Origin of the sequence: Oceanimonas baumannii, from assembly GCF_002245495.1 — a bacterium.
Lineage (GTDB): Bacteria > Pseudomonadota > Gammaproteobacteria > Enterobacterales > Aeromonadaceae > Oceanimonas > Oceanimonas baumannii.
The window spans coordinates 56050-80918 of the sequence record NZ_NQJF01000006.1 but is presented as its reverse complement, the minus strand read 5'-3'; the positions used below and the strand labels follow the sequence as shown (position 1 = coordinate 80918).

Genomic DNA, 24869 nt, shown 5'->3' with positions numbered 1-24869 from the left:
ATTTATGTCGTCAGGGCGCGCAAACAATTTGCTACCTGCGCCGCCGCATCGGTAATTGCCAGTTGCCGGGCTTTGCCGGCCATGTCCCGCAGCCGCTCACGGCTGCCGGCCAGTTGTTCCAGTTGCAGTGCCAGCGCCGCGGATGTCAGCTCAGACTGCGGCATCAGCAAGGCCGCACCTTCATCCACCAGCGCCCGGGCGTTTTTAGTCTGGTGGTCATCCACGGCATGGGGCAGCGGCACAAAAATAGCACCGATCCCTGCCGCAGCCACTTCCGATACCGTCAATGCACCGGCCCGGCAGACCACCAGGTCGGCATCGCCGTAGGCAGCGGCCATATCGGTAATAAAATCACTGACCTCAGCCTGAACTCCCTGCGCCGCATAGGCGGCATGTACTGACTCGCGGTTACCCTTGCCGCACTGGTGACGCACCTGCACCGGCACGTTAACCTGTGCCAGCGCATCGGGCAGAGTATCATTCAGCACTTTCGCACCCAGGCTGCCGCCGACCACCAACAACCGCAACGGCTGGGGTTCAAGGCTGATTCGTTCTGCCGGAGCCGGCAGTGCCACCACATCCGGCCGCACCGGGTTACCCACCACGTCGCCCTGTTCAAAGGCACCGGGAAAGGCCATCAGCACCCGGCTGGCAATTCGTGATAACAGCCGGTTGGTCATGCCGGCGGCTGCATTCTGTTCATGCAGCACCAGCGGAATGCCCGCCAGTCTGGCCGCCACCCCGCCCGGCCCGGCGGCAAAACCGCCCATGCCCAGCACCACATCCGGCCGGGTCTGTTTCAGCACCCGGCGAGCCTGAAACACGGCATTGGCGATTTTAAAAGGGGCTGCCAGCAGCCGTTTTACGCCGTTGCCGCGCACTCCCGCAATGCTGATGGTATGCAGCGGATAGCCGTGCTCCGGCACCAACCGGGCCTCCATGCGATCCGCAGTACCCAGCCAGTGAATGGTCCAGCCCTCCTGCCGCAGCAAGTCCGCCACGGCAAGACCAGGAAACACATGCCCGCCGGTGCCGCCGGCCATCACCAGCAGGGTCTTGTTATGACTCATGTCGCCTCCCGCTGTCTGGCCTGCATATTGTCCCGCCGCCACTCAAAATCCATTCTCACCAGAATGGCTACCGCAGTACTCATCACCAGCAGGCTGGAACCACCGTAGCTCACCAAGGGTAAGGTCAGGCCTTTGGTAGGCAGCATGCCCGATGCCGCCCCCACATTGACCACAGTCTGGAAACTGAACCAGATACCAATACCCACCGCCAGATAACCTTCATACTGACGGCCACCCATCAACACTTTCTGACCGATACGCAAGGCCTTGAACGCCAGCCAGCACTGAAGCAGCAGAACCAGCATCACGCCGGTAAAGCCCAGCTCTTCGCCGAGAATAGCGAACACAAAGTCGGTGTGGGCCTCGGGCAGATACTCCAGTTTCTGGATGGAGTTACCCAGTCCTTCACCAAACCAGCCCCCCCGACCAAAGGCCATCAGTGACTGAGTCAGCTGGTAGCCGCTACCAAAGGGATCATCCCAAGGGTTAAGAAAGGAGGTCACCCGCTTCACCCGGTAAGGGGCCATGGCGATCAGCCCCGCCACCAGGGTCATGCCCAGCAATACCAGGCTGATAAACTGCCCCATGCGAGCCCCAGCAATAAACAGCATGCCCAAAGTGGTCACGAACAACACCACCACCGAGCCCAGATCCGGCTGCATCAGCAGCATAAATGACATCATGCCCATCACCGCAAGCGGCTTCAGAAAGCCTTTCCAGTGACTGCGTACTTCATCCTGCTTACGCACAAGAAAACCGGCCAGAAAGGTAAACAGCGCCAATTTGGCAATTTCCGCCGGCTGCACATTAAACAGTCCCAGCGCCAACCAGCGTTTACTGCCGTTGATCTCCCGGCCCAGAATCAGTACCAGCACCAGCATAGTCAGCGCCAGGATCAGGAAACCGCCGTTGTACTGCTGCCAGCGCTCCATGGGGATCTGCAGCACCAGCGCACAGAGAAACAGACAAATCAGCAAAAAGCTGCCATGGCGCTTAACGAAATAAAAGGGATCGTCGCCCACCGCGATGCCTTCGGCAATGGAGGCAGACGACACCATCACCAGTCCAATGGCCATCAGCGCCAGGGAAAGAATGACCAGCTGACGGTCATAAATATGGCCGTGAGAAGGACGCAGCAACCAGTCCATACCAAATGAAGGCAGTAGTTTCATAGCGCCTCCACCAATGACACGAAGTGAGCCCCCCGGGCTGGATAGTTGGGATACATATCGAAGCTGGCACAGGCCGGAGCCAGCAGTACCCAATCACCAGGCTGGGCCTGACCGGCACACCAGGCCACCGCTTCGGCCATATCGGCCACACCATGGGTATTACCGGCCAGGCTCAGCAACTGTGCCTTGTCCTGCCCCAGACAGGCCATACCGGTAATGTGCGTGTTCAGCAGGGGGATCAGCGGCGAGAAATCCTGTCCCTTGCCCTGACCACCGGCAATCAACCAGAGCCGGCCGGTCATGCCATCGGCAATACCGTCAATGGCAGCCAGAGTCGCCCCCACATTGGTGGCCTTGGAGTCGTTAATCCAGCGTACTCCTTGCTTTTCGGCCACAAACTGACAGCGATGAGCCAGACCGCCAAAGCGACGCAGCACCGCCAGCTGAGCCGGCCGGGGAATGGCGGCCTCGGCTGCCAGCGCCATCGCCGCCAGGGCATTAAGTTGATTGTGAGCACCGACAATACGCAGCTCGCGCACCGGCAGCACCGGCTCGCCGTCAACACTGAGCCAGGTTTCTCCCTGATGCTCAATGCGGCCATAATCTTCATTGTTCAAACCAAAGCTGACCGCCCGGCAGTGCTCCAGTGGCCGGGTTTCGCGGTCTTCCCGGTTATAAACACACAGGCCGGCCTGCTGATAGATACCAAGCTTGGTGTCTCTGTAATGAGCCAGGGAATCGTAGCGATCCAGGTGATCCTCACTGATATTGAGCACGGTGGCTGCCAGCGCCTTCAGGCCAGGCGTGGTTTCCAGCTGAAAGCTGGACAGCTCCAGCACCGCCAGCTCTAAAGGATGCTCCAGCAGCTCCAGTGCCGGGGTACCGATGTTGCCACCCACGCCCACCGCCAGTCCGGCCTCGGCGGCCATTTCACCCACCAGAGTGGTGACGGTGCTTTTGCCGTTGGAGCCGGTAATGGCAATCACGGGAGCGGTGCATTCACGCAGAAACAGCTCAATATCACCGATAATCTCCACGCCAGCCGCGGCCGCCTGTTGCAATTCGGCCGTGGCCAGAGGCACACCGGGGCTTGCAACAATCAGCTCGGCCTCCAGCAACACCTCGCTGTTCAGCCCGCCGAAATAACACGCCAGCCCCTCGGGCAGCTGCTCGGCACCCGGCGGCAGGGCGCGGGTGTCCATCACCGCCGGCCGCACTCCCCGGCGCATGCAATGGTGCACACAGGAAAGTCCCGTTTGCCCCAGTCCGATAATCACAGTGCGCGCAGGGATCATGGCGTTATCTCAGCTTCAGCGTGGCCAGGCCGGTGAGTACCAGCATCAGGGTGATGATCCAGAAACGGACAATCACCCGCGGCTCGGGCCAGCCTTTCAGTTCGTAATGGTGATGAATGGGGGCCATGCGGAAGATGCGCTGACCGCGTAGCTTGTAGGAGCCCACCTGCAGAATGACCGACAGGGTCTCAATCACAAAGATGCCGCCCATGATCACCAGCAGGAATTCCTGACGTACCAGCACGGCGATAATGCCGAGCGTCGCGCCCAGGGCCAGTGAACCCACATCACCCATAAATACCTGGGCAGGAAAGGTGTTAAACCATAAAAATCCAAGGCCGGCACCGACGATGGCGGTACACACCACGGTCAGTTCGCCAGCATGAGCCACATAGGGAATATGCAGATATTCGGCAAAATTGACGTTACCGGTGGCCCAGGCCACTAGGGCAAAGCCCGCCGCCACCATCACCGTGGGCATAATCGCCAGTCCGTCGAGGCCATCGGTCAGGTTGACCGCATTGCTGGAGCCCACAATCACGAAATAGCTGAGTACGATAAAGAACAGCCCGAGCTGAGGCATCACATCTTTGAAAAAGGGCACCACCAGCTGCGTCTGGGCCGGATCTTTGGCAATCCAGTAAACAAAGCAGGCTGCCGCCAGCGCCGCCGCCGATTGCCAGAAATACTTCCAGCGGGCGATCAGACCGTCCGTATTCTTGCGGACCACCTTACGATAATCATCCACAAAGCCGATGGCACCGAAGGCCCCCAGCACAAACAGCACCACCCAGACATACGGATTGGACAGCCGGGCCCACAGCAGCACGGATACAAAGATGGCGATGAGGATCATCAGCCCGCCCATGGTAGGCGTGCCCGCCTTGCTGAAATGGGACTCGGGACCGTCGTTACGCACCACCTGACCAATCTGCAGCTTCTGCAACCGCCGGATCAGTTTTGGTCCGATCCACAGCGACACCAGCAGGCCTGTCAGAATAGAGATGATGGCTCTGAACGTAAGATAAGAAAAAACATTGAAAAAGCTGAAATGGGGAGTCAGCCATTCCGCCAGCCAGACTAGCATAGCTCTCCCTCCTGAATGGCCCGGACCAGTTGTTCCATCCGGGCACTGCGTGCACCCTTAACCAAAACTACCACCTTGTTATGTGCCGCCAGCGCCGCATTCAGCACCGGCCACAATTGTTGTTTATTTTCAAAATGACGGCCATGAGCCGCCGTTGCCGTATGCTGGCTGTCGCAGCCGGTTGTCAGCACTTCATCTATGCCCAGCTTGCGGGCGTGCTCGCCCACCTTGCTGTGCATATCGCGGCTGTAATCGCCAAGCTCGGCCATATCACCAAACACAAAAATACGATGACCGGGCAGACTGGCCAGAGTATCGAGCCCGGCCAGCACCGAGGCCACACTGGCGTTATAGGTATCATCCAGCACGGTCAGACCGGGTCGCGTCCACACCTGTAACCGGCCCTGTGCCTGGGTGAAAGCGGCAAGTCCGGTCGCAATCTCGTCCAGGCTGGCCCCCAGTTGCTCGGTTCCGGCGGCAGCGGCCAGGGCATTGGCGACGTTGTGTTTACCGGGTACTGGTAGTTGCACTTCCACCTCGCCCCGCGGCGTCAGCAGCCGGAAGCGGGCACACCCGGCGCCATTCAGGCTGATGTCCCGGGCCTGGTAGTCACGACGGTCACCGAAATAAATCAGTTCATGATGCTCTTTCCACAGACTGCAGAAAGGGCTGTCGCCATTGGCGATAGCGACACCACCCGGCTCCAGCCCGCCGTAGATTTCCCCCTTGGCCTGGGCGATGCCTTCCAGCGACCCAAAGCCTTCCAGGTGGGACGCTTCCACATTGTTGATCAATGCAGCATGAGGCCGGGTCAGTGAGCTGGTCCAGGCGATTTCGCCAATGTGGTTGGCTCCCAGTTCAATCACGGCGTAGTCGGTGTCGTCGGTCAGTTCACACAGGGTAAGCGGCACACCGATTTCATTGTTAAGATTACCGCGAGTTGCCAGTACCTTGCCCTTCTGGCGCAGTATGCTGGCGGCCATTTCCTTTACCGTGGTTTTGCCACAGCTGCCGGTAATGGCCAGCACCCGCGCTCGACTTTGCTCACGCACCAGCCCTCCCAGCACGCCCAGTGCCAGACGGGTATCGGCTACGCGAATTTGTGGCAGGTCGAGCTCCAGCCAGCGTTCCACCAGCAGCGCCGCCGCCCCCTGAGCTGCCGCCTGTTCGGCAAAGTCGTGGGCGTCGAAACGTTCGCCGGGCAGCGCCACAAACAGGCAACCTGCCGCCATGGACTGCCGGCTGTCGGTGGAAACCGACAGAATATCGTTGTCGGCACCGCGCAACTCGCCGCCGGATGCTTCCGCCAGCCGGCTCAGCAAAAGGGGAATCACTGCCGGGCTCCCAGTAAGGCAGCCACGGTTTCCCGATCACTGTAATGAATGGTGTGCGTACCCACTATCTGATAATCCTCGTGGCCTTTGCCTGCAACCAAAATAATGTCCTGTTCACCCGCCATATTAATGGCATATTCAATAGCTTCACTCCGGGAGTGGATCACCCGGGCCGCCGCCGGACTGCTGAGCCCGGCCTGCATATCGGCAATGATGGCCGCCGGCGATTCAGTACGCGGGTTATCGTCAGTCAGAATCACTTCGTCGGCCCCTTTTTCCGCCGCCGCTGCCATCAAGGGCCGCTTGCCCTTGTCACGATCACCGCCGCAGCCGGCCAGACACCAGAGCCGGCCCCGGCAATGCTGCTGCAGCGCCTGCAGCACCTGTTCGAGGGCGTCAGGAGTATGGGCATAATCCACCACTACCATAGGGCTGCCGGGAGCGGTAAAGGGCTCCATACGCCCGGCCACGCCAACCAGTTTGGGAGCCGTCTCCAGCAATCGCTCAAAGGACTCACCCAGCTCCAGCATTGCGCCCATGGCCGCCAGCAGGTTGGCCACATTAAAACGACCAATCAGGGGGGCGGATAATACACCATTCCCCCAGTCGGAGTTAATGGTCACTTTCACTCCGTCACCGTAAAAATGAACGGTTTCAGCCACCAGTTGACGCCCGGGGAAATCAGCCAGCCGGCCGTGCAGGCTGTAGGCCACTGCATCGGAGTAATAACCTAGCCAGCGCCGGCCATAAACGTCGTCAGCATTGATCACCCGGCCCTTCCGGCACAGCTCAAACAGGCTGCGCTTAACTTCGCCGTACTCGGCCATGGTGCCGTGATAATCGAGGTGATCCCGGCTCAGGTTGGTAAACACCGCCACATCAAAATCAAGCGCCGCTACCCTGTGTTGATGCAGGCCATGGGAAGACACTTCCATCGCCACTCTGCTCGCACCGGCTGCCAGCATGCCGGCCAGTTGCTGCTGCACTTCAAGGGCCGAGCCTGTGGTGTTGGCGGCCGGTTGCAGCTGACCACAAAGGCCATTGCCCAATGTGCCCATCACCCCTGCACTGGTGCCCAGCAGCTGACTCCAGTGGGCAATAAGCTGGGATACCGTGCTTTTACCATTGGTACCGGTCACCCCCACCAGTTGCAGCTGCCGGCCCGGTTCGCCATAGAAGGCACCGGCCAGCCTTGACAACAGTGCAGGCAATTCAAACACGCCCAACAGGCGATGATCTCTGCTGTTCAGGCCTGCTTCTTCCGCGCTATCGGTCTGATAAATGACCGCTGCTGCTCCCTGCTGTAGTGCGCTGTCGATAAAACGGCGACCATCGGCCTGGAGGCCCTGAATGGCAATAAACAGGCAGCCGGGAGTCACATTCCGGCTGTCCAGAGTAATACTGTCAATGGCGATGGCCGGGGCCGAATACCCCAGCAACATCGCCAGCTCTCTAAGAGTGAGGGACAATGGATGCCTCCTGTCCTGCCAGCTGGAATTGTTCTTCGGTGGCCGCATCGGGCCGGATATTGAGTAACTGCAGGGCACCACTCATTACTTCAGCAAACACCGGCGCAGCCACCAGGCCGCCGTAATATTGCTCGCCCTGGGGCTCGTTAATCACCACCACCATGGCCAGACGAGGGTCACTGATGGGGGCTACACCGGCAAACAGACCGATATAGTCACTGCCGTAGCCGCCGGCGATGGCCTTGCGTGAGGTTCCTGTCTTGCCACCCACCCGATAGCCAGGAATGGCGGCCCGGGTCGCGGTTCCTCCCGGCTGCACCACACTTTCCAGCATACTTATTACTGCATCGGCATGATGACGGGGGATAACCTGCTCACCGATAGGGGGTTGGCTGCGCTTGATGATACTCAACGGGTAACGCTTGCCGCCGTTGGCCAGAATGGCATAAGCCTGAGCCAGCTGCAGCGGCGTTACCGTGACCCCGTAACCGAATGACAGGGTGGCTTGTTCAATCTCGGACCAGCGCCGGCGCTGAGGCACCATGCCGGTACTTTCACCCACCAGCCCCATGCCTGTATCTATGCCCATGCCAAAGCGGTACAGGGTATCAAGCAGCTGCGCCGGCGTTTCCTTCATGGCCATCCGTACCATGCCCATGTTGGAAGAGCGTTTAAGCACGGTTTCCACACTGATACTGCCGAGGTTCCGGGTATCAGAGACCCGCTTTCCACCCAGACGCATCCAGCCGGGGCTGGTGTCGACCATGCTATTTGCATTGACCACACCATTTTCCAGAGCACTGACCACGATCATTGGTTTCAGAGTGGAACCTGGCTCATAGGTGTCGGTCACTGCGCGGTTACGGGCGCGAAAGCCCTGATACTGGCCGCGATTGTTCGGGTTAAAGGAAGGGGCATTCACCATGGCGATCACTTCACCGGTTTTTACATCCAGCATCACCAGTGAGGCCGAGGTGGCTCGGTGATATTCAAAGGCACGCTTGAGCGAGCGGTAGGCCAGCGCCTGTACCCGTTGATCGATGGTCAGCTCAATATTATTGGCTTCCCGGGCTTCGGATACCACGCCCAGATCTTCAATCACCCGGCCCAGGCGATCCTTACGCACCTTGCGCTCACCGGGCGACGCCGTCAGCCAGTCATTAAAGCCCCGCTCTATGCCCTCGATACCAGTTCCGTCAATATTGGTCATGCCGACCAGGTGGGCATTGATCTCACCGGTAGGGTAAAAACGGCGCTCTTCCGGACGCAGATGTACGCCAGGCAGACGCAGCTTGCGAATATATTCGGCCACCGCCGGTGTCACCTGGCGCTGCAGATAAACAAAACGACGTTTGGGATCCTGCACCCTGGCCAGCAAGGTATCGCGGGGCACGCCCAGCACTTCTGCCAGGGCCTGCCAGGCCTGTTCCTTATCAAGGCTGTGCTCGGCATGGATCTGCTTGGGATCCGCCCATACCGCCTGCACCGGCACCGAAACCGCCAGCTCTTCACCATTACGATCCATGATCATACCCCGGGAGGTATTGCTGACAGCGGTTGATCGCAAGGATCGCAGATCCCCTTCCAGCCGCAGGCGATCCGGCGAGATCACCTGGATCCAGGCAGCCCGGGCAAACAAGGCAACAAAAGCCAGCACAATAGCGCCGCAGGTAAAATAAAACCGGCCGCGGGCCATCATGGGTTCTTTTTTCTGCTTTTTGCGCCAGCTCATGGTTGCCTCACCAGCTTCTCCTTACTTGGCTCGGGTCGTTGCATATTCAGTTTTCCCCGGGCCAGCGCCTCAATCCGGCTGTGCTCCATCAAGGTGTTCTGTTCCAGCAGCAGGTTTCGCCACTCGATATCCAGCTTGTCCTGTTCGGCCATCAGCTGGTTATATTCACTGGTCTTCTGACGGGTGCTGTGGGTAACCACGATGACCGCCATGGCCGATATCACAGTAACGATGGCCAGTATCAGCTGCCACTTATAGCGCCACAGATCCCGACCGACTTCCCGGGTCAGGTTGATGCGGCTGTCCATCAGGGCTGCATCTCCAGACGCTCGGCCACCCGTAATACAGAGCTGCGGGCTCTGGGGTTGGCGGCCACTTCGTCAGCCGACGGCTTTTGTGCCTTACCCACGCTTTTAAGCGTCCGGCCACCGGCCAGTTGCTCTTCGGTCAACGGCAGCCCAGGGGGCACTTCCGGCCCTTTTTCCTGCTTGCGGATAAAGTGTTTTACAAGACGGTCTTCCAGCGAGTGAAAGCTGATAACCGACAGCCGGCCGGCCGGTGCCAGCACTTCCAGTGCTCCGTTCAGCGCCTGATCAATCTCGTCCAGTTCACTGTTGATGTAGATTCGAATGGCCTGAAAACTGCGGGTCGCCGCATGCTTGTTTTTTTCCTTGCTCGGGTTTACCCGGGCGATCATCTCGGCCAGCTGACGGGTACGGGTCCAGGGCGTGGTCTGACGGTCATGCACAATGGCCCGGGCAATCTTGCGGGCATGGCGCTCTTCACCAAAGGTTTTCAGTACCCAGGCAATATCGTCTGCATCGGCGTGATTCAGCCAGTCAGCAGCGCTCTGACCGCTAGTCGGGTCCATGCGCATATCGAGGGGACCGTCTTTCTGAAAACTGAACCCCCGCTCAGCCTCATCCAGCTGAGGGGATGACACGCCCAGATCGAGCAGAACGCCATCTACTTTGCCGGTAAGCCCTTCGGCTGCCATCATTTCTGCCAGCCGGGAAAAAGGGCCGTGCAAAATGGTAAAACGCGGGTCGGTGATTTGCTCTGCCACCGCAATGGCCGACGGATCCCGGTCGATGGCCAGCAAGCGGCCGTCGGGCCCGAGTTTCGACAGAATATGACGCGAGTGTCCGCCACGGCCAAAGGTTCCGTCTACATAGATGCCGTCGGGGCGAATATTAAGACCGGCCACTGCCTCGTCCAGCAGTACGGTAATGTGTGCCTGTTGTTCACTCATTGTTATAGCGAAAAGTCCCGCAATCGTTCCGATGACTCCCAGCCTTCATCATCAAGCGCCAGCAGATCATCATTAATTTGTTGTTGCCAGCGGGATTCGCTCCATATTTCAAAACGATTGAGCTGTCCCACCAGCATGATTTTTTTTTCAAGCCCCGCATGCAGCCTTAACGGCCCGGGAACCAGAAAACGTCCGTTTCCATCCAGTTCACATTCGGCGGCGTGCCCCAGCAACAGCCGCTGCAGCCGCCGCTCCTGAGGATGAGTACTCGACAAACTGCGCAGCTTTTTCTCTATCAGCTCCCATTCACCCAGCGGGTAAAGCAGCAGACAAGAGTGACTGATATCGATAGTGCATACCAACAGGCCGTCGCATTCATCACGCAACGGCTCGCGATATCGGGTTGGTATTGCCAGCCGCCCTTTGCTGTCCAGGCTGATGGCATGAGCACCACGCAACATTCAGAGTCCCTGTAATTAAGCTTTGTTCCACAAAGATCCACTTTTTCCCACCACAACAAGTGTAAGGAGCGATTTCCGGCATTTCAAGCAAGGAAATGCCGGCTCACGACAAAGGACTCTGTTGAATTTGCTCTATGGGAACACCGGACACCCGGGATGCGGACAATAAACGTCGATAAGTGCCCGGGCCACAAATAACAAAACAGCGCAACTCGATGAGTTGCGCTGTTTGATAAATGAGGTGAGCTGGCCTGTAAGCCGGGTTCTGTATCGGGCAAGCCCGATTGACAATCATTCCTCTAGGCCGGCAATCGCTCGCCGGCTCCAGCAACCTACCCGCCTCCAGCGCGGGCCGCGCCTGTAGGAGGCCTATTTGGTCTTGCTCCGGGTGGAGTTTACCGTGCCACGGACTGTTGCCAGCCGCGCGGTGCGCTCTTACCGCACCCTTTCACCCTTACCTGTGCCCGAAGGCCATCGGCGGTTTACTCTCTGCTGCACTGGTCGTGGGCTCACGCCCCCCAGGCGTTACCTGGCACCCTGCCCTGTGGAGCCCGGACTTTCCTCCCCCTCGCCCGTCTGCCAATGGCACCACGACGAGGCAGCGATTGTCCGGCCAGCTCGGCGCGCAGTGTAACTCAGCCACGGGGGCTAGCGCAATTCCTGCAGGCTTACAGACCAGCTTCCAGCCCGAATTTATAGAGTGCGTTCTTTTTCAGCCCGTAAATGTCGGCGGTCAGCGCCGATGCTTTTTTCAGTCCCAGATCGGCACTGAGCAGGGACAGGGTTTTCTGTGCCGCCACCGGCAGCGCATCCGCGTCTGCTTTATGACCCGCCACCATCAACACTATCTCACCCCGGCAACGGTTGCTGTCTTCCTGCAGCCACGCCAGCATTTGCTCGGCTGGCAGTCCGTGTGTCGTTTCAAACGCCTTGGTCAGCTCCCGGGACACAACCAAACGGCGTTCAGGGCCCATAACCGTCACCAATGCCGCCACGGTCTCAAGCAGCCGCCGGGGCGATTCATAAAACACCATGGTTCTGGGCTCATCCTTCAGACTTTCCAGCTTGTCATGGCGGGCTTTATCTTTTGCCGGCAAAAAGCCTTCGAATACAAATCTGTCGGTCGGCAGACCCGCTGCAGACAGGGCTGTCACCGCAGCACAGGGGCCGGGCAGTGCCACCACCTGAACACCGGCCTCACGACAGCGATTGACCAAGTGATAACCGGGATCACTGATCAGAGGGGTACCAGCATCCGACACCAGCGCGATACTTTTACCTTCCTGCAAACGGCTCACCAGCTGATCGGCCTTATATTGCTCATTATGATCATGCAACGCCCAGGTAGGGGTGCCAATCTGATAGTGAGACAATAATTTACCGGTATGGCGGGTATCTTCACAGGCGATCACATCCACGGCCTGCAGGGTGTCCAGCGCACGCTGGCTGATGTCTCCCAGGTTTCCGATAGGAGTAGGCACAATATAAAGAACGGCAGCCTGGTTCATAATGACTCCTGTGCAAGCAATTGTTTCACCGTGCCGGCCCGATTACACTTAGGACCAGAATGACTCAGCATGGGAAATAAGGGATTGGCAACTCAAATTCAATGGGCCAGTGTAACACGACTACTGTGTACCCTGGTGCTTTCATCCGTACTCACTGCCTGCGGCAGTGGCTTACTACAACCCAAGGTCAGCCCCGAGCCGGCCCCGGATATGTTCAGTCCGCTGGTACGGCCGGCGGAGCAATACACCGCCCAGGCCGATATTGCCACCGGTAACGACGCCTTCACCTGGCGAGTGCTGGCCATCAGAGCGCTGTTGCAACAGGGTAATCATAATGAAGCCGGTGCCAGACTGCAGGCTCTGCGTGGTGCCGCCAGCCTGTCGCAACAGCCCATCATCCGTCTGCTGGATGCGGCGTCGCTAGTCGCATCAGCTCAGCCCGGGCCAGCATTGCAGCTGCTGCAGAATATTGATGCTCCGGCCCTGTCAGTGTCCGGCCAGGCCTACTGGTGGCTGTTACAGGCCAACAGCCATGAACAACAGCAGCAGCCGGTTGAGGCCGCCCTGGCGATGATCGCCCGCACTGAATTACTGGCAGAGCCGGTACCCAATCAGGAGCAGGAACGGATCTATCAGCTGCTGAGTACTCAGTCATCCTCAGTGCTGCGGCAGGCTCAGGGCAGTCACCATTCCGCCGTTGCCAATGGCTGGTTACGCCTGATGGCGATACTGAATACCACCGAACTGCCCGCGGCCCAACGCAACTGGCAGCTGCAATCCTGGCAGCAGAGCTATCCCGAGCACCCGGCGCGCTCCTACCTGCCGGGCACCTCAAGCAATATCCAGGCTCCCTCTTTTGATGCGACCCATATTGCGGCGTTGCTGCCATTGTCAGGGCGCCTGGCCAAACAGGGAGAAGCCATCCGCAACGGTATTCTCAGTGCTAATCAGGGACAGTCGGTCCGCGTCAGTTTCTTTGATACTCAGAATCGCGACATGGCGGAGGTCTATCAACAGGTCATGCAGTCCGGTGCCGATTTTATTCTTGGCCCGCTGCTGAAAAACAATGTAGATGCGCTGCTCAAGCAGGATCCGGCGCTGCCGGTACTGGCCCTGAATCAGCCCGCCTATCAGCCCGAACTGACCACCTTTTATTATTTTTCACTTTCACCTGAAGGCGAAGCGGCCGATGCAGCGCGGCGGATGTGGGAGGAAGGCCATCAACAACCTCTGGTATTCGCCCCTGCAAATGAGCTGGGTCGCCGGGTTGCAGCCGAGTTCAACCGCCAATGGCAGGGCCTGAGCGGACGCCCTGCCATTCTGTCGTATTTCAGCAACAAGGCGAGCATTGAAAAGGACGTACGCCAAGCACTCAGAAGCCGTCCTACAGCCGCAGCCGCTGGCCAGATTCAGCCGGTAGATGGCAGCAGTCTGCCGGACAACCGCCCTGCCGATGCGGTATTCATGCCGACCAATGCCGCCGAAACCCGTTTCATTCTGCCTTACTTTGATTTTGTCCGGGACAGCCGGGCCGCACGGCTGCCCACTTATGTGATTTCCCGCAGCTACATTCCTGCCGGGGAAGCCCCGATGGGAGAGCTTGCCGGTCTGCGTCTGGCCGACATGCCCTGGTTGCTTGACGGTGCTCCGCAGCTTAAAGCAGAAGTGCTCAGCCTCTGGCCCGATGCCAGCGCAGCCTGGCTGCGACTGTTTGCCATGGGCTATGATGCCCGGGCACTGATCCCTCAGCTGCCGGCCCTGCGCGGAGGAGCACCTGAGGTGCCCGGGCTGACCGGTGATTTAACCGTATCACCCGACGGCGTTGTACAACGACGCCTGCAATGGAGGGAGTACGACAATGGCGACTGGGTTTTCATCGGGCAAGAAGCCGGAACAACAGAATAAACGGGAACACGGCGCTCTTTACGAGCGCCGTGCCGAAAGCTATCTGCAGGCTCAGGGCCTTCAGCCGGTTACCCGTAACTACCAGTGTAAACTGGGCGAAATCGATCTGATTATGCGCCAGGGACAGACCTTGGTATTTGTAGAAGTCCGCTTTCGGAACAGCGAACAGTTTGGCGGTGCAGCCATGTCGGTGACGCATACCAAACAAAGGAAAATACGCCGTGCGGCACTCTGTTATTTGCAAATGAAAGGGCTGAATGAAGCCCATCAGTCCTGTCGTTTTGATCTGGTGGCCATTGATGGTAACCAGATAAACTGGATAGCCAACGCCTTTTGAGGAATCTCATGCAGGAAGAAATCAAAGCCAGCTTTACCGAGAGCATTCAGACCAAAATTGCTGCCGCCGAAGCGCTGCCCGACGATATTCTGGCTGCCGCGCAGATGATGGTAATGTGTCTGCTGAACGGCAATAAACTGCTGGTGTGCGGTAACGGCGGCTCCAATGCGCTGGCCCAGCTGTTTGTCAGTGAACTGATCAACCGTTACGAAACCGAACGGCCGGCATTACCGGCAGTGTGCCTGACTCTGGATACCAGCAGCATCAGCGCCATTGCCGTGGATCAGCATTTCGACGATGCCTATGCCCGTCAGATCCGCGCCCTGGGTCAGGCCGGTGATGTGCTGGTGGTTATCTCCACCACCGGCCACAGCCGTAACCTGATCAAGGCCGCCGAGGCCGCACTGAGCCGGGACATGACCATAGTGGCTCTGAGTGGTGGCGACGGCGGCGAGCTGGCCGGTCTGCTCGGCCCCAATGACGTGGAGATCCGGGTACCGGCGCTGCGCGCGCCACGTATTCACGAGGTAAACCTGCTCACCCTGCATTGCCTGTGTGATCTTATTGACCGCACCCTGTTCCCCAGCCAAGAGGACTGATTGCCATGAACAAGACGTTGATCACGTTACTGACTTCCCTTGCCCTGCTGCAGGGCTGTGCCGGCCTGGTAGCGGCCGGTGGGGCAACCGGTGCCAACATGATCACCGACCGGCGTACCATCGGTACCCAGATAAATGACCAGACTATTGAAATGCGTGCCCTGCACCGGCTGGGCGAAGAAAAGCCCATGTGGGATGAAAGCCGTTTTGCGGTGATCGCAACCAACGGCAAGGTGCTGCTGATTGGCCAAACTCCTACTGAACAGTACCGCGCCCGGGCTGAAGCCATTGTTACTGAGGTGCCAGGCGTCAAGGAAGTGTTTAACGAAGTGCGCGTCGGCACCCCGCTGACGCTAACCCAGCAGAGCAAAGACACCTGGCTGACCTCCAAGGTCAAAAGTACTCTTCTGGCAGAAAAAAATATCGATGGCACCAAACTCAAAGTGGTCACTGAAAATACCGAGGTGTTTCTGGTTGGCCTGGTAACACGCAATGAAGCAGACGTCGCGGTGCAATTGACCCGTAATGTAGCCGGGGTCTCCCGGGTAGTGACCGCCTTTGAATATATACAGAATGTGCCCTGATGAAAGCACGAAGCCATAATAAAAAACGCAGCCTTGGCTGCGTTTTTTATTACTTGATGACCTTAAGATTCGGCCTGCCTTTTTTCGGCACCGGTAACTCATCAGCCTTCGGAGATAGAGCCTCAGACGGGACTTCTTCTTCACGGCTGGCTGCTTCCAGCCACTCTTCGTAGGCCGGCTCCGGCGGAAAAAAGGTACCAGCACCGTTCTCACGGGCCTGTATGGCTACCACCGCAGCCATGGGGATATATACCTGCAACGGCTGCCCGCCAAAACGGGCACTAAAGCTAACAGCTTCATTATCCATATGCAGACCAACTACAGCAGTAGGCGAGATATTGAGCACGATCTGGCCATCGTTCACGTACTGGCGCGGTACTTCGGTGTGGGGCACCTCAGCATTGACCAGCAGGTGTGGCGTCAGATCGTTATCCAGCAACCAGTCATAAAAGGCCCGCAGCACATAGGGACGGCTTGGGGTCATTTCATCCATGGTCAAACCTTGCTACTCAGATCGCGTTCGGTTTCAGTGAGAGAGGCCTGAAAAGAATCACGCTCAAACAAACGTACCATATATGCCTTAATCTCCTTGGCACCACGACCGGACAGCTCAATACCCAGAGACGGCAGACGCCACAGCAGGGGCCCCATATAGCAGTCGACCAAGCTGAACTCTTCGCTCATAAAGAAAGGATACTCGGCAAATACCGGCGCAATGGACAGCAGTGCTTCGCGAAGTTCTTTACGGGCTTCGTCGGCCTTGTCCCCGCGCTGGATGCGCGCAGCCAGGGCATACCAGTCCTGCTCTATACGATGCATCATCAGCCGGCTTGTTCCCCTGGCTACCGGGTATACCGGCATCAACGGCGGGTGGGGGAAACGCTCATCCAAGTATTCCATGATAATACGGGACTCATAAAGCACCAGCTCACGGTCGACCAGGGTCGGCACGGTGCCATAAGGGTTCAGCTCCAGCATATCTTCGGGCAGGCTGTCAGGCTCGACCTGACTGATTTCAACACTGACACCTTTTTCTGCCAGTACAATGCGTACCTGATGGCTGTAAATATCATCAGCACCGGAAAACAGCGTCATGATGGAACGTTTGTTGGCCGCAACTGCCATTGAATCCTCCAGAAATCAAAAATGGGAACGGCAATGGAAGCATTATACCCCCATTGCCGCTCACCTGCTCAGCTCAGACGACGTCGGTTCAGTGTACGTCGCGCCAGTACTCTTTCTTCAGCAGATAGGCAACGAAGAAGAAGATAACCAGAAAGCCCAGTACCCAATACCCCATGCGCTGACGTTCCAGTTTTACCGGATCACCGGAATACACCAGGAAATTAACGATATCCAGTACCGCCTGGTCATATTCGCCGGCACTCAGCTCACCGTTGCCATCAGATTCAATGCCTACCGGAGTGACCACTTCCACACCGTCAACAAGACGGGTTTCGGTTTCCAGATGGGCACTGCCCTGCAGCGGTTCCAGCACATGTGGCATACCCACGGACGGGAACACCAGGTTGTTCACACCGAACGGACGGCTGTCATCCTTGTAGAAAGAACGCAGATAGGTATACAGCCAGTCGGCACCACGTACCCGGGCCACCAAGGTCAGATCCGGCGGCGCAGCACCAAACCAGTTGGCCGCATCGGCTTCCGGAATGGAGTTTTCCATCAGCTCACCGATGGCCACACCGGTAAAGTTCAGGTTGGCCTGCATCACATCTTCCGGGATGTCCAGATCCTGAGCAACACGGTTGTAACGCTGATACTGAGTGCTGTGACAGCCGGCACAGTAGTTCATGAACAGCTTGGCACCGTTTTGCAGCGAGGCCTTGTCACTCAGGTCATAGTCCGCCTCGTCGAGGTGAACGTTACCGCCGGCGGCAAAAGTCAGGGCCGGCAACAGTGCAAATAATGCAACAACTATCCTTTTCATTTGAACGTTACCCTCTCTGGCAGCGGCTTGGTTTTTTCGTTTTTACTGTAGAAGAACAACAGTACGAAGAAGGCGAAATAGCCGAACGAAGTCACCTGGGCCAGCAGTGTCAGTACCGGCGTGGACGGCAGGGCGCCCAGAATACCCAGAATGATAAAGCAGATCACGAATTGCACGATGTTCATCAGGTGCAACTTGCTGCGGTAGCGGAACGAACGCACCTTACAGCGATCCAGCCAGGGCAGAACAAACAGTACGGCAATGGACAGACCCATCAGAATAACGCCCATCAGCTTGTCGGGAACCGCCCGCAGAATGGCGTAGAAGGGAGTAAAGTACCATACCGGTGCAATGTGCTCAGGAGTCTTCAGGCCATTGGCCGCCTCAAAGTTCGGCGCTTCCAGGAAGTAACCGCCACCTTCAGGCATAAAGAAGATCACAAAGGCGAAGAAGAACAGGAAACCGGCCACACCGACAATGTCTTTCACGGTGTAATAGGGGTGGAAAGGAATGGCGTCTTTCGGCCAGCCGTTCTCATCCTTGTTCTTTTTGATATCGATACCGTCGGGGTTGTTAGACCCCACTTCGTGCAGCGCCACAATGTGCAGGAATACCAGAATAACCAGCACCAGCGGCAGAGCAATGACGTGCAACGCGAAGAAGCGAGTCAGGGTTGCGCCGGAAATAACATAGTCACCACGGATCCACAGGGTCAGGTCGTCGCCGATGACCGGAATGGCCCCGAACAGCGAGATGATAACCTGAGCACCCCAGAATGACATCTGGCCCCAGGGCAGCAGGTAACCCATAAAGGCTTCCGCCATCAGCACCAGGAAGATCAGCATGCCGAACAGCCACAGCAGCTCGCGCGGCTTCTGGTACGAACCGTAGATCAGACCACGGAACATGTGCAGATAAACCACCACGAAGAAGGCAGAGGCACCGGTGGAGTGCATATAACGCAGCAGCCAGCCGTATTCCACGTCCCGCATGATGTATTCGATGGAGGCAAAAGCGCCGTCACCGGACGGGTTGTAGTTCATGGTCAGCCAGACACCGGTGAGGATCTGGTTCACCAGTACCAGCATGGCCAGTGAGCCAAAGAAGTACCAGAAGTTAAAGTTTTTGGGCGCGGGATACTGACCTACATGCTTGTTGTAGGTCGCCGTCATCGGAATGCGCTCGTCGATCCAGCTTACGAGTTTACCCAGCATGGTGTTAGGCTCCTTCCTTGTCTTCACCCACCAGAATGGTGGTATCGTTGACATAGTAGTACGGGGGAATAACCAGGTTCAGCGGAGCCGGAACCCCCTGGAACACGCGACCGGCCATGTCAAACTTGGAACCGTGACAGGGGCAGAAGAAACCGGCACTGACACCCTGCACCTGCTCACCGAAGCTGTCTGGCAGGTAAGTGGGCGAACACCCCAGGTGAGTACACAAGCCCACAGCCACAAACACTTCCGGCTTAATGGAACGGTAGGCGTTCTGGGCATAGACCGGCTGTTGCGGCTGCTCGGAAGCAGGGTCCCGCAGCTGATTGTCATGTTGAGGCAGACCGTCCAAGATCTCCTGATTTCGACGCACAACCCATACCGGTTTGCCACGCCACTCCACCCGGATCAACTGACCGGGCTCCATTTTGCTGATGTCGACTTCTACCGGCGCGCCGGCGGCTTTCGCCTTAGCGCTGGGGTTCCACGATGCGATGAAAGGCACAGCGGCAAAAGCAGCTCCGACCCCACCCACGACTGTGGTTGACCAGGTCAGAAATCTGCGGCGACCGGTATCAACTGGCGCATTGCTCATCCAAAAACTCTCCCATTTGGTCTCCGCGCATTTATTTTTCGTTCCATGCATTGATACTGCGATGTGACAACCGCGGCGGATATTCTGGTTTCAATTGCCACAAAAAACCCGCAAATTCTAATGAAAAGCGCGGAGTTTTACAAGGACGCGCACCGTGTCACAGATCGCGAATATCAGGCTCAAATTTGTTTCAAATCAACAAATAAGCAACAAGCGATTTCTCTGTGAAACTATGCTTAAAACAATAAAAAAGCCCGGGTAAACCGGGCTTTTGATATACAAGACTGCAGTCCCAATTAACGCTTGGAGAACTGGGGACGCTTACGCGCCTTGTGCAGACCAACTTTCTTACGCTCAACGCGACGGGCGTCACGGGTCACGAAGCCGGCCTTACGCAGGGCACCGCGCAGGGTCTCGTCATATTGCATCAGTGCACGGGTGATACCGTGACGGATAGCACCAGCCTGACCGGAAATACCACCACCGGAAACGGTGATGTACAGATCCAGTTTTTCGCTCAGCTCGGTCAGTTCCAGAGGCTGACGAACCACCATGCGGGCGGTTTCACGACCGAAATACTGATCCAGTGAACGCTGGTTGATAACGATGTTACCGCTGCCCGCTTTTACGAATACGCGCGCAGTGGAGCTTTTGCGACGGCCGGTACCGTAGTATTGAGTTTCTGCCATTTGCCTAATCCCGCCTTAGATGTCAAGTACTTGAGGTTGTTGCGCAGCATGGTTGTGCTGGCTGCCCGCATAGACTTTCATCTTGCGGTACATGGCACGACCCAGGGGGCCGCGAGGCAGCATGCCGCGTACGGCAGACTCGATTACCATCTCAGGCTTGCGGTCAATCAGCTTTTCAAAGCTGATTGACTTGATGCCACCCGGGAAGCCGGAGTGAGAGTAATAAATCTTGTCAGACGCTTTTTTGCCGGTTACCTGTACTTTCTCGGCATTGATAACGATGATGTAATCACCGCAGTCAACGTGAGGAGTAAATTCCGGCTTGTGCTTACCGCGCAGGCGGCGGGCGATCTCAGTGGCCAGACGACCCAGAGTTTTGCCCTCTGCATCAACAACATACCAGTCACGCTTGACGGTTTCTGGCTTAGCAACAAAAGTTTTCATGGATAAACCCAAATTACTGAAAATGAATCCTACACTTGCGCAATTGCGCAAAACACGACCAGACACTCCACCCCTTCGAGTAGCTGTCTGCTTACTGTGATGCCACCATATCGGCAGCTGTGTAACGTGGGCCGGGCGATTATAGGTAAAGTTGCCTTAAAAATCACCTGCTAATTTCAATGCCCGTTGAAACCGGCTGGCTCGCCCGCCCTTATGCTTCGATCATGCCTCGAATCGAAGGGCGCATATTGTGACTAAGGAAGGTGCTCTCTGGCAAGATATTCATGAGACTGCATTTCGGTCAGCCTTGATAAACAGCGCCGGAACTCGAAATTCAGCCGCCCCTGTCCGTATAACTGCGTCATCGGCACCGCTGCCGAAATAATCAGAGTAACGTGACGCTCATAGAATTCATCGACCATGGCAATGAAACGCCGGGCAGCATCATCCGTTTCTCCCCCCATCGGCAACACATTCGCCAGCAGCACCGTGTGATAGCAACGCGCCAGCTCGATATAGTCGAGCTGTGAGCGTGCAGTACAACACAACTCGGTAAAGTCGATATAAAGTACACCGTCCCCTTCCGCCATCACCACCAAATGACGATGATTCACCTCGATATTCCCCCCCCAGTGTCCGGCTTCATTACTCAGCCGGGTGAAGTACTGCTCCAGATTGGTGCTGGCCTGAGTATCAAGGGGATAGTGATAAATTTCTGCCTGCTGCAGGGTACGCAGCCGGTAATCCGTCCCTGAATCCACATTCACCACCTCGCAGTTAGCCTTAATCAGAGCAATGGCGGGTAGAAAACGGGCGCGTTGCAGGCCGTTGCGATACAACTCATCGGGAGGAATATTGGAAGTGGCCACCAGAGTCACACCGTGACCGAAAAGATATTCGAACAGGGTCCCGAGGATCATGGCGTCGGTGATGTCGGACACAAAAAACTCGTCAAAGCAGATTACCCTGGCGTCCTGCGCCAGCCTTTCGGCCACCACTTTCAGCGGATCCACCTGTCCTTTCAGGTTTTGCAGTTCATCATGCACTCGCACCATAAAACGGTGAAAATGTACTCTGAGCTTACGGTCAAAAGGCAGGCAATCGTAAAACGTATCCATCAGGTAGGTCTTCCCCCGGCCTACCCCCCCCCAGAAATACAGACCTCGCGCAGACGAAGGCGGTGTCTCGGCGGCCCGTCCGGTCAGCCGTTGCCACAGATTGGCTTTGGGAGTGGTGACAGGGGCGGCGGTCAGGTCTTCGTAGAGACGCTGAAGATGAGCGACGGCTTCAGCCTGGGCGGCATCATGCACAAAATCGGGCCGGCTCAGATCCGATTGATATTTGCTGCTTGGGGTCATGACAATCACTGAGTGGATACAAGGGCTTCAGTGTATGGCCGGTAACAGCCAGCGGCAAGAAATGGCCGGCAGAGGCTTGATCTTCCACACAAAAAGCACAATTAATGAAAACAGTACCATTTCTCTGCCAATACGGAACTCCCTTTGCAACGGTGAGTCAGAACAAACAATTTACGGTTTTATTATTTGTACAGTTAGGAGCAAATACATGAAAGGTCGACTCCCCCTGTTATCTGCCCTGGCCCTGAGCATTGGCCTGGCTACCCTGCCCGCTGCTCAGGCAGCCCTGCCTTTTGGTGCCGGTACCGAAGTTAACAGCCTGGCACCGGTAGTGGAGAAAGTCAGTCCCGGCGTGGTCAATATCTCGGTATCCGGCAGCAAGGTCAGCCGCCAGGTATTACCCGAGCCTTTCCGCTTTTTCTTCGGTCCCAATATGCCCGGCGAACAAATGCGCGAACGGCCCTTCCAGGCCCTCGGCTCAGGCGTCATCATTGATGCCGATAAAGGCTATGTCATCACCAACAACCACGTTGTTGAAGATGCCGACAAAATTCAGATCACCCTGATCGACGGCCAGGAATATGAAGCCGAACTGATCGGGGCTGACAAAGAGTCTGACATTGCCGTGCTCAAGGTGGATGCCAAGGATCTGGTAGAAATCGGTTTTGCCGATTCCGATAAACTGCGGGTAGGAGATTTTGCCATTGCCATCGGAAATCCCTTTGGCCTTGGCCAGACCGTGACCACCGGCGTGATCAGCGCACTGGGACGCTCCGGGCTGAATGTCGAAAACCTGGAAAACTTTATTCAGACCGATGCCGCCATTAACTCCGGCAACTCGGGTGGTGCCCTGCTGGATATGCAAGGCAACCTGGTGGGTATCAACACCGCCATTCTCGGCCCGGGCGGTGGCAACATCGGCATCGGCTTTGCCATTCCTGCAAACATGGTGAAAAACCTGACAGATCAGATCCTGGAATACGGTGAAGTACGCCGGGGAGTGCTGGGTGTAATGGGCGGCGAGCTGACTTCCGAGCTGGCCCGGACCTTTGGCTATCGCAGCCAGCACGGTGCCTTTGTCAGTCAGGTGCTGGAAGACTCTGCCGCCGATCAGGCCGGTCTTAAGGCCGGAGACATCATTATCAGCCTGGACGGCAAGCCCATCCGCTCGTTTGGTGAGCTGCGGGCCAAAGTCGCCACCATGGGGGCCGATCGCACCGTCGAGCTGGGAGTATTCCGCGACGGTAAAGAGAAAACCATGGAAGTGACCCTTGATAAAGCCAGCGAGCAGAAAGTCGCCGCCAATACCCTGCATCAGGCACTTGAAGGGGCATCCCTTGCCAATAGCGAGCGCAACGCCAGTGTGCGTGGCGTCACCGTGACCGAAGTCACTCCTCGCTCTCCTGCCGCCATGGCTGGTCTGGAAGAAGGTGACATTATCATTGGCGTTAACCGTAAAAGGATCAAAGAGCTGGGTGAGCTGCGCAAAATTATCGAGGCCAAACCCGATGTACTGGCCCTGAACATTCAGCGCGGTAACTCCTCCATTTACCTCGTCCTGCGGTAAGCTACTGAACATAAAGGGAGTCTGCCCGCGGCAGCACTCCCTTCCCGCTTCTTTTATGTTATGCTTGGCGGATTCTGCAGCCACCGGCTTATTCCATGCGGCCAGCCACTATTCTCAAGTACTGTCTTCAGGGCACCCTTTATGGAGTGCTGCTAGCTGCATTGCTGTTACTGCTGTTTCCCCAATTACGCACCCAGTCCCTTGAACACTGGTGGCGCAGTCCTCAGGCCGGTATCACCAGTTTTTCTTATGCAGCCGCTCAGGCCGGGCCTGCCGTGGTCAATATTTATACCCGCAGTTTTCAGCACAGCAGCACTAATCCGGGCCTGGCCGCCTCTGGACTGGGCTCCGGCGTGATCATGTCTGCCGCCGGCTTTGTGCTGACCAACTATCATGTCATTGCCGAGGCAGATCAGGTCATCGTGGCCTTGCAGGACGGACGCATTATCGCCGGCAAGGTCATCGGCTTTGATGTGCCTACCGATCTGGCGGTACTTAAAATTGATGCCGATCGGTTACCGGAAATACCCCAGAGCGAAGATCTGAATCCACAGGTAGGTGATATTGTACTGGCCATCGGCAACCCCTATAACGTGGGCCAGACCATCACGCAGGGCATTATCAGCGCCACCGGTCGCTCCGGCTTATCAAGCATGGGTCCGGACAGTAACGGCCGTCAGGATCTGCTGCAGACTGATGCCGCCATTAACTCCGGTAACTCCGGCGGTGCCCTGGTAAATGTCTATGGTGAGCTGGTGGGCATTAACACCGCCTCTTTTCAGAGTGTGGCGCATCAGGAAAGCTACGGTATCAGCTTTGCCATTCCCTACGCACTGGCCACCCGGATTATGCAGGAGCTTATCACCAACGGCCGGGTCATTCGCGGCTATCTTGGTATCGGCGGAGCCGATATTCCGCCGGTCATGGCCCGTTTGCTAAATATGGAAGAACGTGCCGGCATTTACGTCGACAGTGTCAGCGCCGGAGCACCGGCCGATAAGGCAGGCATTGTCAGCGGTGATGTGATCCTGGCGCTGAACGGTGAAGAAATTCTCAATACCCGTCAGGCCATGGATAAAGTGGCAGAGACCCGTCCGGGCACCGAGATTCGCGTGACCCTGCTGCGCGAAGGAAAAATGCTGACTGTGCCAGTAAAAATCGAGGAAGATCGCCGCTTTCAGTGACTGCTCTGAGGCCGGAATAAACCTGGCTTGATAGCAAAAAAGGGAAGACACCTGGTGTCTTCCCT

At 57.1% G+C, this 24869-nt stretch carries 25 protein-coding genes and 1 other RNA gene; 6 read left to right on the top strand and 20 right to left on the bottom strand.

Annotated features, from left to right (window positions below; all coding sequences use genetic code 11):
* Positions 1–2: 2 nt before the first annotated feature.
* From murG to rsmI, 12 genes are all read right to left on the bottom strand, one after another.
* Complete coding sequence (murG, locus tag B6S09_RS08215) at positions 3–1070, bottom strand: undecaprenyldiphospho-muramoylpentapeptide beta-N-acetylglucosaminyltransferase (protein ID WP_094278027.1); 1068 nt, start codon at positions 1068–1070, stop codon at positions 3–5.
* Positions 1067–2242: a cell division protein FtsW gene (ftsW, locus tag B6S09_RS08210; protein WP_094278026.1), complete on the bottom strand. Its 1176-nt coding sequence runs from the start codon at positions 2240–2242 to the stop codon at positions 1067–1069. The genes murG and ftsW overlap by 4 nt, the downstream gene beginning before the upstream one ends.
* Positions 2239–3537 carry a UDP-N-acetylmuramoyl-L-alanine--D-glutamate ligase gene (murD, locus tag B6S09_RS08205; protein ID WP_094278025.1) on the bottom strand — a complete coding sequence of 433 codons (1299 nt, stop codon included), beginning with the start codon at positions 3535–3537 and terminating at the stop codon, positions 2239–2241. Before murD ends, ftsW begins: the two co-directional genes overlap by 4 nt.
* 4 nt (positions 3538–3541) lie before the next feature.
* Positions 3542–4624 carry a phospho-N-acetylmuramoyl-pentapeptide-transferase gene (mraY, locus tag B6S09_RS08200; protein WP_094278024.1) on the bottom strand — a complete coding sequence of 361 codons (1083 nt, stop codon included), beginning with the start codon at positions 4622–4624 and terminating at the stop codon, positions 3542–3544.
* Complete coding sequence (locus B6S09_RS08195) at positions 4618–5958, bottom strand: UDP-N-acetylmuramoyl-tripeptide--D-alanyl-D-alanine ligase (RefSeq protein WP_094278023.1); 1341 nt, start codon at positions 5956–5958, stop codon at positions 4618–4620. Before B6S09_RS08195 ends, mraY begins: the two co-directional genes overlap by 7 nt.
* Complete coding sequence (murE, locus tag B6S09_RS08190) at positions 5955–7427, bottom strand: UDP-N-acetylmuramoyl-L-alanyl-D-glutamate--2,6-diaminopimelate ligase (protein ID WP_094278022.1); 1473 nt, start codon at positions 7425–7427, stop codon at positions 5955–5957. Before murE ends, B6S09_RS08195 begins: the two co-directional genes overlap by 4 nt.
* The gene (locus B6S09_RS08185; protein WP_094278021.1) at positions 7411–9159 is read right to left on the bottom strand and encodes a penicillin-binding transpeptidase domain-containing protein; all 1749 of its coding nucleotides are present in this window, start codon (positions 9157–9159) and stop codon (positions 7411–7413) included. The genes murE and B6S09_RS08185 overlap by 17 nt, the downstream gene beginning before the upstream one ends.
* Positions 9156–9470, bottom strand: coding sequence for a cell division protein FtsL (gene ftsL / locus B6S09_RS08180; protein WP_166670302.1), 315 nt, complete (start codon positions 9468–9470; stop codon positions 9156–9158). The genes B6S09_RS08185 and ftsL overlap by 4 nt, the downstream gene beginning before the upstream one ends.
* Positions 9467–10411, bottom strand: a complete 945-nt coding sequence (gene rsmH, locus B6S09_RS08175) for a 16S rRNA (cytosine(1402)-N(4))-methyltransferase RsmH (protein ID WP_094278019.1) — start codon at positions 10409–10411, stop codon at positions 9467–9469. Before rsmH ends, ftsL begins: the two co-directional genes overlap by 4 nt.
* A gap of 2 nt (positions 10412–10413) precedes the next feature.
* Positions 10414–10872: a division/cell wall cluster transcriptional repressor MraZ gene (gene mraZ / locus B6S09_RS08170; protein ID WP_094278018.1), complete on the bottom strand. Its 459-nt coding sequence runs from the start codon at positions 10870–10872 to the stop codon at positions 10414–10416.
* A gap of 238 nt (positions 10873–11110) precedes the next feature.
* Positions 11111–11493, bottom strand: an RNA gene (gene rnpB / locus B6S09_RS08165) — RNase P RNA component class A.
* A gap of 47 nt (positions 11494–11540) precedes the next feature.
* Positions 11541–12380 (bottom strand): 16S rRNA (cytidine(1402)-2'-O)-methyltransferase, encoded by an 840-nt coding sequence (gene rsmI / locus B6S09_RS08160; RefSeq protein ID WP_094278017.1) that lies wholly within the window; start codon positions 12378–12380, stop codon positions 11541–11543.
* 84 nt (positions 12381–12464) lie between these two features.
* Here rsmI and B6S09_RS08155 point away from each other — a divergent pair, with 84 nt between their 5' ends.
* The 4 genes from B6S09_RS08155 to dolP are packed head-to-tail and all read left to right on the top strand — an operon-like array spanning position 12465 to position 15805.
* A complete protein-coding gene (locus B6S09_RS08155) occupies positions 12465–14285 on the top strand; it encodes a penicillin-binding protein activator (protein ID WP_243832813.1) in 1821 nt (606 codons plus the stop codon).
* A complete protein-coding gene (locus B6S09_RS08150) occupies positions 14239–14622 on the top strand; it encodes a YraN family protein (RefSeq protein ID WP_094278015.1) in 384 nt (127 codons plus the stop codon). The genes B6S09_RS08155 and B6S09_RS08150 overlap by 47 nt, the downstream gene beginning before the upstream one ends.
* Before the next feature lie 8 nt (positions 14623–14630).
* Positions 14631–15221, top strand: coding sequence for a D-sedoheptulose-7-phosphate isomerase (locus tag B6S09_RS08145; RefSeq protein ID WP_094278014.1), 591 nt, complete (start codon positions 14631–14633; stop codon positions 15219–15221).
* Positions 15222–15226: 5 nt separating this feature from the next.
* Entirely contained in the window at positions 15227–15805 is a 579-nt protein-coding gene (gene dolP / locus B6S09_RS08140; RefSeq protein ID WP_094278013.1) for a division/outer membrane stress-associated lipid-binding lipoprotein, read from the top strand.
* A 49-nt stretch (positions 15806–15854) separates the two neighbouring features.
* Here the strand turns inward: dolP and B6S09_RS08135 are convergent, their stop codons facing one another.
* The 8 genes from B6S09_RS08135 to zapE all read right to left on the bottom strand — a co-directional run bounded on the left by B6S09_RS08135 (position 15855) and on the right by zapE (position 22053).
* Positions 15855–16289: a ClpXP protease specificity-enhancing factor gene (locus B6S09_RS08135; protein ID WP_208321718.1), complete on the bottom strand. Its 435-nt coding sequence runs from the start codon at positions 16287–16289 to the stop codon at positions 15855–15857.
* An 11-nt stretch (positions 16290–16300) separates the two neighbouring features.
* The gene (gene sspA / locus B6S09_RS08130) at positions 16301–16930 is read right to left on the bottom strand and encodes a stringent starvation protein SspA (protein WP_094278011.1); all 630 of its coding nucleotides are present in this window, start codon (positions 16928–16930) and stop codon (positions 16301–16303) included.
* A gap of 88 nt (positions 16931–17018) precedes the next feature.
* Positions 17019–17753, bottom strand: a complete 735-nt coding sequence (locus B6S09_RS08125; protein ID WP_094278010.1) for a cytochrome c1 — start codon at positions 17751–17753, stop codon at positions 17019–17021.
* Complete coding sequence (locus B6S09_RS08120; RefSeq protein WP_094278009.1) at positions 17750–18967, bottom strand: cytochrome b; 1218 nt, start codon at positions 18965–18967, stop codon at positions 17750–17752. The genes B6S09_RS08125 and B6S09_RS08120 overlap by 4 nt, the downstream gene beginning before the upstream one ends.
* A gap of 4 nt (positions 18968–18971) precedes the next feature.
* A complete protein-coding gene (gene petA / locus B6S09_RS08115; protein WP_094278008.1) occupies positions 18972–19562 on the bottom strand; it encodes a ubiquinol-cytochrome c reductase iron-sulfur subunit in 591 nt (196 codons plus the stop codon).
* 296 nt (positions 19563–19858) lie between these two features.
* Positions 19859–20251 (bottom strand): 30S ribosomal protein S9, encoded by a 393-nt coding sequence (gene rpsI, locus B6S09_RS08110; RefSeq protein ID WP_094278007.1) that lies wholly within the window; start codon positions 20249–20251, stop codon positions 19859–19861.
* Between the two features lie 15 nt (positions 20252–20266).
* Entirely contained in the window at positions 20267–20695 is a 429-nt protein-coding gene (gene rplM / locus B6S09_RS08105) for a 50S ribosomal protein L13 (RefSeq protein ID WP_094201429.1), read from the bottom strand.
* 254 nt (positions 20696–20949) lie between these two features.
* Positions 20950–22053, bottom strand: a complete 1104-nt coding sequence (zapE, locus tag B6S09_RS08100) for a cell division protein ZapE (RefSeq protein WP_094278006.1) — start codon at positions 22051–22053, stop codon at positions 20950–20952.
* A 208-nt stretch (positions 22054–22261) separates the two neighbouring features.
* Here zapE and B6S09_RS08095 point away from each other — a divergent pair, with 208 nt between their 5' ends.
* Positions 22262–23620: a DegQ family serine endoprotease gene (locus B6S09_RS08095; RefSeq protein WP_094278005.1), complete on the top strand. Its 1359-nt coding sequence runs from the start codon at positions 22262–22264 to the stop codon at positions 23618–23620.
* 95 nt (positions 23621–23715) lie between these two features.
* Complete coding sequence (gene degS / locus B6S09_RS08090) at positions 23716–24804, top strand: outer membrane-stress sensor serine endopeptidase DegS (protein WP_094278004.1); 1089 nt, start codon at positions 23716–23718, stop codon at positions 24802–24804.
* The last annotated feature ends 65 nt before the right edge of the window (positions 24805–24869 follow it).

Excerpts from the sequence above, each read along its gene's own strand:
- dolP (WP_094278013.1), top strand. The coding sequence starts at position 15,227 with ATGAACAAGACGTTGATCACGTTACTGACTTCCCTTGCCCTGCTGCAG.
- sspA (WP_094278011.1), bottom strand. The coding sequence starts at position 16,930 with ATGGCAGTTGCGGCCAACAAACGTTCCATCATGACGCTGTTTTCCGGT.
- petA (WP_094278008.1), bottom strand. The coding sequence starts at position 19,562 with ATGAGCAATGCGCCAGTTGATACCGGTCGCCGCAGATTTCTGACCTGG.
- murG (WP_094278027.1), bottom strand. The coding sequence starts at position 1,070 with ATGAGTCATAACAAGACCCTGCTGGTGATGGCCGGCGGCACCGGCGGG.
- zapE (WP_094278006.1), bottom strand. The coding sequence starts at position 22,053 with ATGACCCCAAGCAGCAAATATCAATCGGATCTGAGCCGGCCCGATTTT.
- rsmI (WP_094278017.1), bottom strand. The coding sequence starts at position 12,380 with ATGAACCAGGCTGCCGTTCTTTATATTGTGCCTACTCCTATCGGAAAC.
- mraZ (WP_094278018.1), bottom strand. The coding sequence starts at position 10,872 with ATGTTGCGTGGTGCTCATGCCATCAGCCTGGACAGCAAAGGGCGGCTG.
- rsmH (WP_094278019.1), bottom strand. The coding sequence starts at position 10,411 with ATGAGTGAACAACAGGCACACATTACCGTACTGCTGGACGAGGCAGTG.
- B6S09_RS08185 (WP_094278021.1), bottom strand. The coding sequence starts at position 9,159 with ATGAGCTGGCGCAAAAAGCAGAAAAAAGAACCCATGATGGCCCGCGGC.
- rpsI (WP_094278007.1), bottom strand. The coding sequence starts at position 20,251 with ATGGCAGAAACTCAATACTACGGTACCGGCCGTCGCAAAAGCTCCACT.
- B6S09_RS08095 (WP_094278005.1), top strand. The coding sequence starts at position 22,262 with ATGAAAGGTCGACTCCCCCTGTTATCTGCCCTGGCCCTGAGCATTGGC.
- B6S09_RS08145 (WP_094278014.1), top strand. The coding sequence starts at position 14,631 with ATGCAGGAAGAAATCAAAGCCAGCTTTACCGAGAGCATTCAGACCAAA.
- murD (WP_094278025.1), bottom strand. The coding sequence starts at position 3,537 with ATGATCCCTGCGCGCACTGTGATTATCGGACTGGGGCAAACGGGACTT.
- B6S09_RS08135 (WP_208321718.1), bottom strand. The coding sequence starts at position 16,289 with ATGACCCCAAGCCGTCCCTATGTGCTGCGGGCCTTTTATGACTGGTTG.
- B6S09_RS08125 (WP_094278010.1), bottom strand. The coding sequence starts at position 17,753 with ATGAAAAGGATAGTTGTTGCATTATTTGCACTGTTGCCGGCCCTGACT.
- mraY (WP_094278024.1), bottom strand. The coding sequence starts at position 4,624 with ATGCTAGTCTGGCTGGCGGAATGGCTGACTCCCCATTTCAGCTTTTTC.
- B6S09_RS08120 (WP_094278009.1), bottom strand. The coding sequence starts at position 18,967 with ATGCTGGGTAAACTCGTAAGCTGGATCGACGAGCGCATTCCGATGACG.
- degS (WP_094278004.1), top strand. The coding sequence starts at position 23,716 with ATGCGGCCAGCCACTATTCTCAAGTACTGTCTTCAGGGCACCCTTTAT.
- rplM (WP_094201429.1), bottom strand. The coding sequence starts at position 20,695 with ATGAAAACTTTTGTTGCTAAGCCAGAAACCGTCAAGCGTGACTGGTAT.
- B6S09_RS08150 (WP_094278015.1), top strand. The coding sequence starts at position 14,239 with ATGGCGACTGGGTTTTCATCGGGCAAGAAGCCGGAACAACAGAATAAA.
- ftsW (WP_094278026.1), bottom strand. The coding sequence starts at position 2,242 with ATGAAACTACTGCCTTCATTTGGTATGGACTGGTTGCTGCGTCCTTCT.